The sequence below is a fragment of the Collimonas sp. OK607 genome (assembly GCF_900111995.1).
In the GTDB taxonomy this organism is placed as follows: domain Bacteria; phylum Pseudomonadota; class Gammaproteobacteria; order Burkholderiales; family Burkholderiaceae_D; genus Collimonas.
On the sequence record NZ_FOKF01000078.1, the window covers coordinates 1 to 7,318 of the forward strand.

Genomic DNA, 7,318 nt, shown 5'->3' on the forward strand with positions numbered 1-7,318 from the left:
AGCGATACGCGACGTTGACTTGCACCTCGCGCATCAACTGTCGCTCGCTGCGCACGCCAAACAGGTAGCCGATGAATAACAGCTTGAACAGCACCACCGGATCGAGCGCCGGACGCCCGTTATCGGCGCAGTACAGATGTGCCACTTTCTGACGGATAAAGTCAAAATCGACCGCCGCGGCGATCTTGCGTAGCAGGTGATCGCTGGGCACCAGGCTTTCCAGCGTCACCATCTCCAGCTCGTGCTGGTAAGGCGCAGGGATTTTTAGCATCCCTAATTATAAAAAAAGCCTCCCAATTTCGGAAGGCTTTGTCAGCAACCTGAGGACGGCATTGCCGTCCTTTTTTCATTTTAAATGCACAAGCGTTATCGATTGACCTGCACCCCCACATTGTTTAGATTGTGACATCCCCAATCGGGCGGTTTTCTTTATTTTTTAGGCAACATGGCAACTAAATCAATCGGCAGTAAATTCGGCAAGCCCGATCGCGGCTGGCGCGAGCGTCTTTACACGATTATTTTCGAAGCCGACACCGATGCAGGACGCCGCTTCGATACGGCCTTGCTGATCGTCATCGTGTTGAGCGTGGCGACCGTGATTGTCGACAGCGTCGGCACCGTGCGTGCCCGCGATTTCCTGGTGTTGAATGCACTTGAGTGGCTGTTCACGGGCTTGTTCACCATCGAGTACGTGGTGCGCCTGTTGTGCGTCAAGCGGCCCCTGCGTTACGCCACCAGCCTGTTCGGCATCATCGACCTGGTGTCGATCTTGCCGACCTATCTGGCGATCCTGCTGCCGGAACTCCATTTCCTGATCGACGTTCGCCTGTTGCGCATGTTGCGTGTATTCCGCGTGATGAAGCTGCCGCGTTATTTCGACGAGTCGCAGGTCTTGTTGCAGGCGCTGCGTAACAGCCGCCACAAGATCATGGTGTTCCTCGGCGTGGTGCTGATCATAAGTGTGATTCTGGGCACCATCATGTACGTGATCGAAGGGCCGGAAAACGGCTTCACCAGCATCCCGATAGGCATGTACTGGTCGATTGTGACGCTCACCACCACCGGATATGGCGACATCCATCCGAAAACCCCGATGGGCCAGCTGATCACCTCCTGTGCGATGCTGCTGGGTTACGGCATCATCGCGTTGCCGACCGGGATCGTCGGCGTCGAACTGGCGATGACCATGATGAAAGGTACGCCGACCACTCGTACCTGCACCAATTGTCTTACTGAGGGACATGAGGCTGACTCGCTGTTCTGCAAACATTGCGGTGAAGGGTTGCCGCCGTACCAGTATGACGAGGCGGCAGCCGGCACCTCTGCAACTGGCACCGACCCATCCGGAAACCTGGCAGAACTGAAGACGCGCATGGGGCGCAATGTGCGCCGCGAGCGGCCAAAAAAATAGCTTTGCGCATAGTCTGGCTGCGGGTTTTGCAACCTTGCGTTCGATGCTAACTACAGGCAATATTGTCAGCGAACTAATTTGACTGAATACAATCGAAGGGTGGTCTGTAATTAATCATCTTTGGGGCGCACTTTCGGTAGCGCTCCATTTTTTTCCTGGAGAAGAATATGTCGCGATCACGCAAACTGATGTTGTCGTCATTGTTGGCTGCCACGGGGTTTGTAGCCCACGCTGCGCCGGTGCCGACCAGCGGTACCCTGGTGGTAGTACCCGCCTACGGCGAAGTCAAGCATGCCAACGACCAGGTAAGGATCACTTTCAACGTCGAAGAGCAGGATAAGGACAAGGCGGCGGCGGCTTCCCGCGTCAATCTGAAGATGAAGCAGGGTACCGATATCCTGAAGCGCCAGGATCCGCAAGCGATCCTGCAAACGCGTGGTTATTACACCTATCCGGTATATCCGGAAGATCAGCCGCAGCCGCGCGGCAATGCAAACAAGCCACGTCAGCCAACCGGCTGGCGCGTCGGCCAGTATCTGGATGCGACCACGACCAATCTGAACAATCTGCCGAAAACGGTAGCCGCGGTGCAAAGCGTATTGGGTCTCAACGGTTTGTATTTCGGCTTGAGCGACGCCACCAGCAAAAAGCTGGATGACCAGAGAATCGCCGCCACGTACCAGAACCTGACCGAGCGGATTGCCTCTATCGCCCGTGCAATGGGTCGCAATGTATCGGATGCCGTGATCGATACAGTCGATTTCGAGGGGTCCGGCAACTACGCTCAGGATTCTGCGCCGGCGCCAAAAGCGATGATGATGCGGGCGGCGTCGATGAGCGATGCAGCGCAGGTGGAAGAGCCTAGTTTCGAGTCGGGCGAAACCACATTGAATATGCGCGTTGTTGGTAAAGTCCGTTTCAAATGAACCGCCTCGCCGTTTTGAGCATTGCCGTGGGAGCGACGCTTATGTTGGCGCTGACCGGCTGCAAGCCGTCGGCGCCTCCGCCGCAAATTTTCAAAACCCAGACCGATGCGCTGGAAAAGGCAAAAGGGGTAGAGCAGCAATTGCAGCAGGCTCAAGACAGGGCTAAAGCGGCCGAAGAAGATCAGCAGAAATAACAGCAGAAGTAACCGCAAAAATAAGAGGCAGCTGAGGCGATCGCCTCAGCTGTCTTGTGATATCTTCCTATTTTGTTATTTTATTGAAAACATATCCTTGGATATATCTGAATATATTTACCCAGATCAATAAAATCGAGCGAAAAGCTTGGTCTTTTTATACAATGCCAAGGCGCTGTTTCTTTCGATGAACATCCAGATCCACTGATATCATGCAGGCGGTCTCAATCACCGATTTACCCGGCAACTGGCAGAACTGGCTTTGCGCCCCGAATAAGCGCCGAGTGAGCGGCGACTAAGCAATAAAGCAGCAGGTTACATTTATTTCCCGCTCGACTAGAATAGCCACGCTTTCAAATTTCCATCATTTACCAAGATAATCCGGAGTGCAGTTGAATAACTATCCCCATCCTATTATTGCCCGCGAGGGTTGGCCCTTTTTGGGCATCGCCTTTGCGGTCGCGCTGCTGATCACGTTTTTCTCTTTTGCATGGTCGCTGCCATTCTGGATTATTGCATTGTTCGTATTGCAATTCTTTCGTGATCCGGCCCGTGTGATTCCGCAAAATCCGGCTGCAGTACTGTCGCCGGCCGACGGCCGCATCGTGGTGGTTGAGAAAACCATGGATCCCTACGCCAATCGTGAAGCACTGAAAATCAGCGTATTCATGAACGTATTCAATGTCCACTCGAATCGTGCGCCGGTCGACGGCAAGATTGAGAAAGTACAGTATTTTCCAGGCAAATTCGTCAATGCCGATCTGGACAAGGCATCGATCGAGAATGAGCGCAACGCCCTGGTCATCACTGCCGCCACCGGCCAGACCGTGACCTGCGTCCAGGTAGCCGGCCTGATTGCGCGCCGCATCCTGTGTTACGTCAAGGTGGCCGATGTGCTGGCGCGTGGCCAACGCTACGGCTTTATCCGCTTCGGTTCACGCGTCGACGTGTATCTGCCGCTGACGGCGACACCTAAGGTTGCAGTAGGCGACAAGGTATCCGCCACAGAGACTATCCTGGCCGAATTTTAAGAAGTCGAATTTTAAGTAGTGTTTTGTGTTGTTAGTATTTTGAGTCGATTGAAACGGAACTTACATGGCCACATTCAAGCGCCGTAAAGCGAAGAGTAACGGCGCGCAGTTCCCCAAGGCGCTGCGCCCGAACAAGAACACCGAGCGCAACGCGTATCTCGATGACGATGATGCGCACCCGCCAGTCCGGCGCCGGCGCGGCATTTATCTGTTGCCGAATGCTTTCACCACGGCAGCGCTGTTCTGCGGCTTTTACGCGATCGTGATGGCGATGAACCTGCGTTTCGATCAAGCCTCGATTGCCATCTTCGTGGCAATGGTGCTGGATAGCCTGGATGGCCGGGTAGCACGTCTGACCAATACCCAGAGCGAGTTTGGCGCCCAGTACGACAGTTTGTCTGACATGGTGTCGTTTGGCGCTGCACCGGCGCTGGTGGTGTATGAATGGTCTTTGCGCGGCATGGGCAAATTGGGCTGGCTGGCGGCCTTTGTGTACTGTGCCGGCGGCGCTTTGCGGCTGGCGCGCTTCAACACCAACATTGCGGTGGTCGACAAGCGGTATTTCCAAGGTTTGCCCAGCCCTGCGGCAGCGGCGCTGGTGGCAGGTTTCGTGTGGCTGATGGATGATCTCGGTTTTCGCGGCGCATCCTTAAGCTGGGCGGCATGGGCGATTACCCTGTACGCCGGCTTGACCATGGTCACCAATGTCCCGTTCTACAGCTTTAAAGATATCAATCTGCGCAAGCCGATGCCGTTCATCGCTGCATTCCTGGTAGTGCTGGCGCTGGTGGCGATTTTCAGCGATCCGTCGAAAGTATTGTTCGGCCTGTTCGTGCTGTACGGCTTGTCGGGTTTCGGCGTGTATTTCTGGCGCTGGTTCAAGGGAGCGCCGGTGAGTATCGTGCAGACGGAACTCGAACACGACGATAAGGACTAAGGTAATGCCTGTGAAATATTACTAAGGTTAAATGTTGTTAAACCTTAAGTTGCAAGCAGCACGACAGCAGGGCAAGTGGCATCATCCTTTTTCAACTACTACTGGAGAAAAAAATGGGTTTACTTTCTTTTTTTAAAGATGCAGGCGAAAAACTCCTGGGAAAAAAACCAGAGGAAGTTGCTGCGGCTCCTAACGTCGAAGAGTTGCAAAATGCCGCGGCGGATGCGATTAAAACCTACGTCGGCACGCAAGGTATCGACACCAGTGGCTTGACGATTGCCTTTGATGCAGCTTCATCAACGGTTACCGCCAGCGGCGAGGCGCCGGACCAGGCAACCCGGGAAAAAATCATTTTGTGCTGCGGCAACGTCAAAGACGTCGCCGGCGTGAACGATGACTTGACCGTTGCCGAGGCTGCTGATGAATCGCAATGGTATACCGTGGTGAGCGGCGACAATCTGTCGAAGATTTCCAAGCAATACTATGGCGATCCAAATAAATACCAGGTAATTTTCGAAGCCAACACACCGATGCTGAAAAGCGTTGACCTGATTTATCCAGGCCAGATGCTGCGTATTCCGCCGCTAGCCTGATTGACAGGAACTGAACATGACCGCCCGGTTTGCCCCGGGCGGTTTTTTTATATCTGTCACTTTGTGATTTTTATACCGGAATCTGTCAAAGTCTTTAAAATTGATGGTTTACAAGACCAATCAGGAGCACAGCATGGCCGCCAACTCGCCCGAAAAACTGATCATATTCGACACCACCTTGCGCGATGGCGAACAATCGCCCGGCGCTTCGATGACAAAAGATGAAAAAATCCGCATCGCCAAGCAACTGGAGCGGATGAAGGTGGATGTGATCGAAGCCGGGTTTGCTGCTGCTTCTCCTGGCGATTTCGAGGCGATCAAGGCGATCGCCGGCATCATCAAGGATTCTACCGTCTGTTCCTTGTCACGCGCCAACGACAAGGATATTGCGCGCGCTGCGGAAGCCCTGCAGCCGGCCGAGCGCAAGCGTATCCATACTTTCCTGGCGACTTCGCCGCTGCACATGGAAAAGAAGTTGCGCATGACGCCGGACCAGGTGTTCGAGCAAGCCAAGCAGGCGGTGCGCTTTGCCCGTAAATTTACCGATGACGTTGAGTTCAGCCCGGAAGATGGTAGCCGCTCTGATATGGATTTCCTGTGCCGGGTATTGGAAGCGGTGATTGCGGAAGGCGCTACCACTATCAACTTCGCCGACACTGTCGGTTACGGTGTGCCGGAACTGTACGGTCAAATGTTGAAGACGCTGCGTGAACGGATTCCGAATTCGGACAAGGCGATCTGGTCGGTTCACTGCCATAACGATTTGGGCATGGCGGTGGCCAATTCGCTGGCGGGCGTGATGATCGGCGGTGCGCGCCAGGTTGAATGCACCATTAACGGCTTGGGTGAACGGGCTGGTAATACTGCGCTGGAAGAGATCGTCATGGCGGTCAGGACCCGGCGCGATTACTTTAATCTGGATATCGGCATAGACACTACGCAGATCGTGCCGGCTTCCAAGCTGGTGTCGCAGATTACCGGGTTTGCGGTGCAGCCGAATAAATCGGTGGTTGGCGCGAATGCCTTTGCGCATGCTTCGGGGATTCATCAGGATGGGGTGCTGAAGGCGCGCGATACCTATGAAATCATGCGGGCCGAGGATGTGGGCTGGAGTGCCAACAAGATCGTGTTGGGTAAATTGTCAGGGCGTAATGCGTTCAAGCAGCGGTTGGAGGAGCTTGGCATTGCGTTGGAATCGGAGACGGAAGTTAACGCTGCTTTTGCGCGGTTCAAGGAGTTGGCGGATCGTAAGTCGGAGATTTTCGATGAGGATATTATTGCGCTGGTGTCTGATGAGCAGCAGTCGCATGGTAAGGAACACTATCGGTTTGTGTCGTTGTCGCAGCATTCGGAGACTGGTGAGAAGCCTAGTGCCAAAGTGGTGTTTTCGATAGACGATAAGGAGTCTACTTGCGAGGCTGAGGGTAATGGGCCGGTGGATGCTATTGTTAACGCTATCGAAACGAAAGTTGCCAGTGGCGCGGAGTTGTTGCTGTTTTCGGTGAATGCGATTACTACTGGTACGCAGTCGCAGGGGGAGGTGACGATGCGTTTGTCGAAGGCGGGTCGTATCGTCAATGGTGTCGGCGCCGATCTGGATATCGTGGTCGCTTCTGCCAAAGCCTATTTGTCAGCTCTCAACAAACTGCATTCCAAGTCCGAAAAGCTAAACCCACAGCTGTAATAGTTAAATGGGGTCAGAGTCTGACCCTTCCCCTCAAATAATCGATAAAAATCAAAGGGCTAATGATTTTGAATTGTCAGTTGCATGCATGAGCTGTTAACTTTCTCCTACGTAGCGACCAAACTGCGACAGAGAAAGAGCACTCATGCATGCAAGAAGAATCATACAGAAATTGTTGGAAGAAAGGTGTCCTGGTGTTCACGCCAAACGGGCACAAAGCGTGGCTGCGTTGGTTCAGGCAGCGCTACAAGGTGGGTTAAGTTTGATGGGCTTGAGCCGGCATTTGGACAGTGCCACACCGATACGTCATCGTATCAAACGCTGCGATCGCCTACTGGGCAATAGGAAGTTATATCAGGACAGAGAAATAATTTATGGCACCTTGTGCCGGCTGGTTGTGCAGCGCATAGAACGTCCCGTGATCATTGTGGATTGGTCTGATGTGAATGCCAGTAGAAGCCAGCAGTTATTGCGAGCGGCCTTGATGATCAAAGGACGTGCATTGACGCTGTATGAAGAAATTCATCCGCTAGAGCACTACG

At 53.6% G+C, this 7,318-nt stretch carries 8 protein-coding genes and 1 pseudogene; 8 read left to right on the plus strand and 1 reads right to left on the minus strand.

All coding sequences use genetic code 11. From position 1 onward, the window contains the following. The coding region (locus BM029_RS25260; protein ID WP_139217347.1) for a transposase at positions 1–271 on the minus strand (271 nt) is incomplete at its 3' end. Positions 272–445: 174 nt separating this feature from the next. Between BM029_RS25260 and BM029_RS25265 the strand changes: the two genes are divergently transcribed. The 8 genes and pseudogenes from BM029_RS25265 to BM029_RS25805 form a co-directional block, all read left to right on the plus strand. Next, positions 446–1,411, plus strand: coding sequence for an ion transporter (locus BM029_RS25265; protein WP_092440783.1), 966 nt, complete (start codon positions 446–448; stop codon positions 1,409–1,411). Positions 1,412–1,578: 167 nt separating this feature from the next. Then, complete coding sequence (locus BM029_RS25270) at positions 1,579–2,337, plus strand: SIMPL domain-containing protein (RefSeq protein WP_092440785.1); 759 nt, start codon at positions 1,579–1,581, stop codon at positions 2,335–2,337. 41 nt (positions 2,338–2,378) lie between these two features. Then, positions 2,379–2,531 (plus strand): hypothetical protein, encoded by a 153-nt coding sequence (locus BM029_RS25275; protein ID WP_211482537.1) that lies wholly within the window; start codon positions 2,379–2,381, stop codon positions 2,529–2,531. A 386-nt stretch (positions 2,532–2,917) separates the two neighbouring features. Next, the gene (locus tag BM029_RS25280) at positions 2,918–3,562 is read left to right on the plus strand and encodes a phosphatidylserine decarboxylase (RefSeq protein WP_092440789.1); all 645 of its coding nucleotides are present in this window, start codon (positions 2,918–2,920) and stop codon (positions 3,560–3,562) included. A gap of 64 nt (positions 3,563–3,626) precedes the next feature. Next, positions 3,627–4,499, plus strand: coding sequence for a CDP-diacylglycerol--serine O-phosphatidyltransferase (gene pssA / locus BM029_RS25285; RefSeq protein ID WP_092440790.1), 873 nt, complete (start codon positions 3,627–3,629; stop codon positions 4,497–4,499). A 113-nt stretch (positions 4,500–4,612) separates the two neighbouring features. Next, positions 4,613–5,092, plus strand: a complete 480-nt coding sequence (gene lysM, locus BM029_RS25290) for a peptidoglycan-binding protein LysM (RefSeq protein WP_170851229.1) — start codon at positions 4,613–4,615, stop codon at positions 5,090–5,092. A 133-nt stretch (positions 5,093–5,225) separates the two neighbouring features. Next, on the plus strand, positions 5,226–6,776 hold the full coding sequence (locus BM029_RS25295; RefSeq protein ID WP_092413784.1) for a 2-isopropylmalate synthase: 1,551 nt from the start codon (positions 5,226–5,228) through the stop codon (positions 6,774–6,776). 145 nt (positions 6,777–6,921) lie between these two features. Next, positions 6,922–7,318 (plus strand): annotated as a pseudogene (locus tag BM029_RS25805) (IS4 family transposase); the annotation flags it as partial.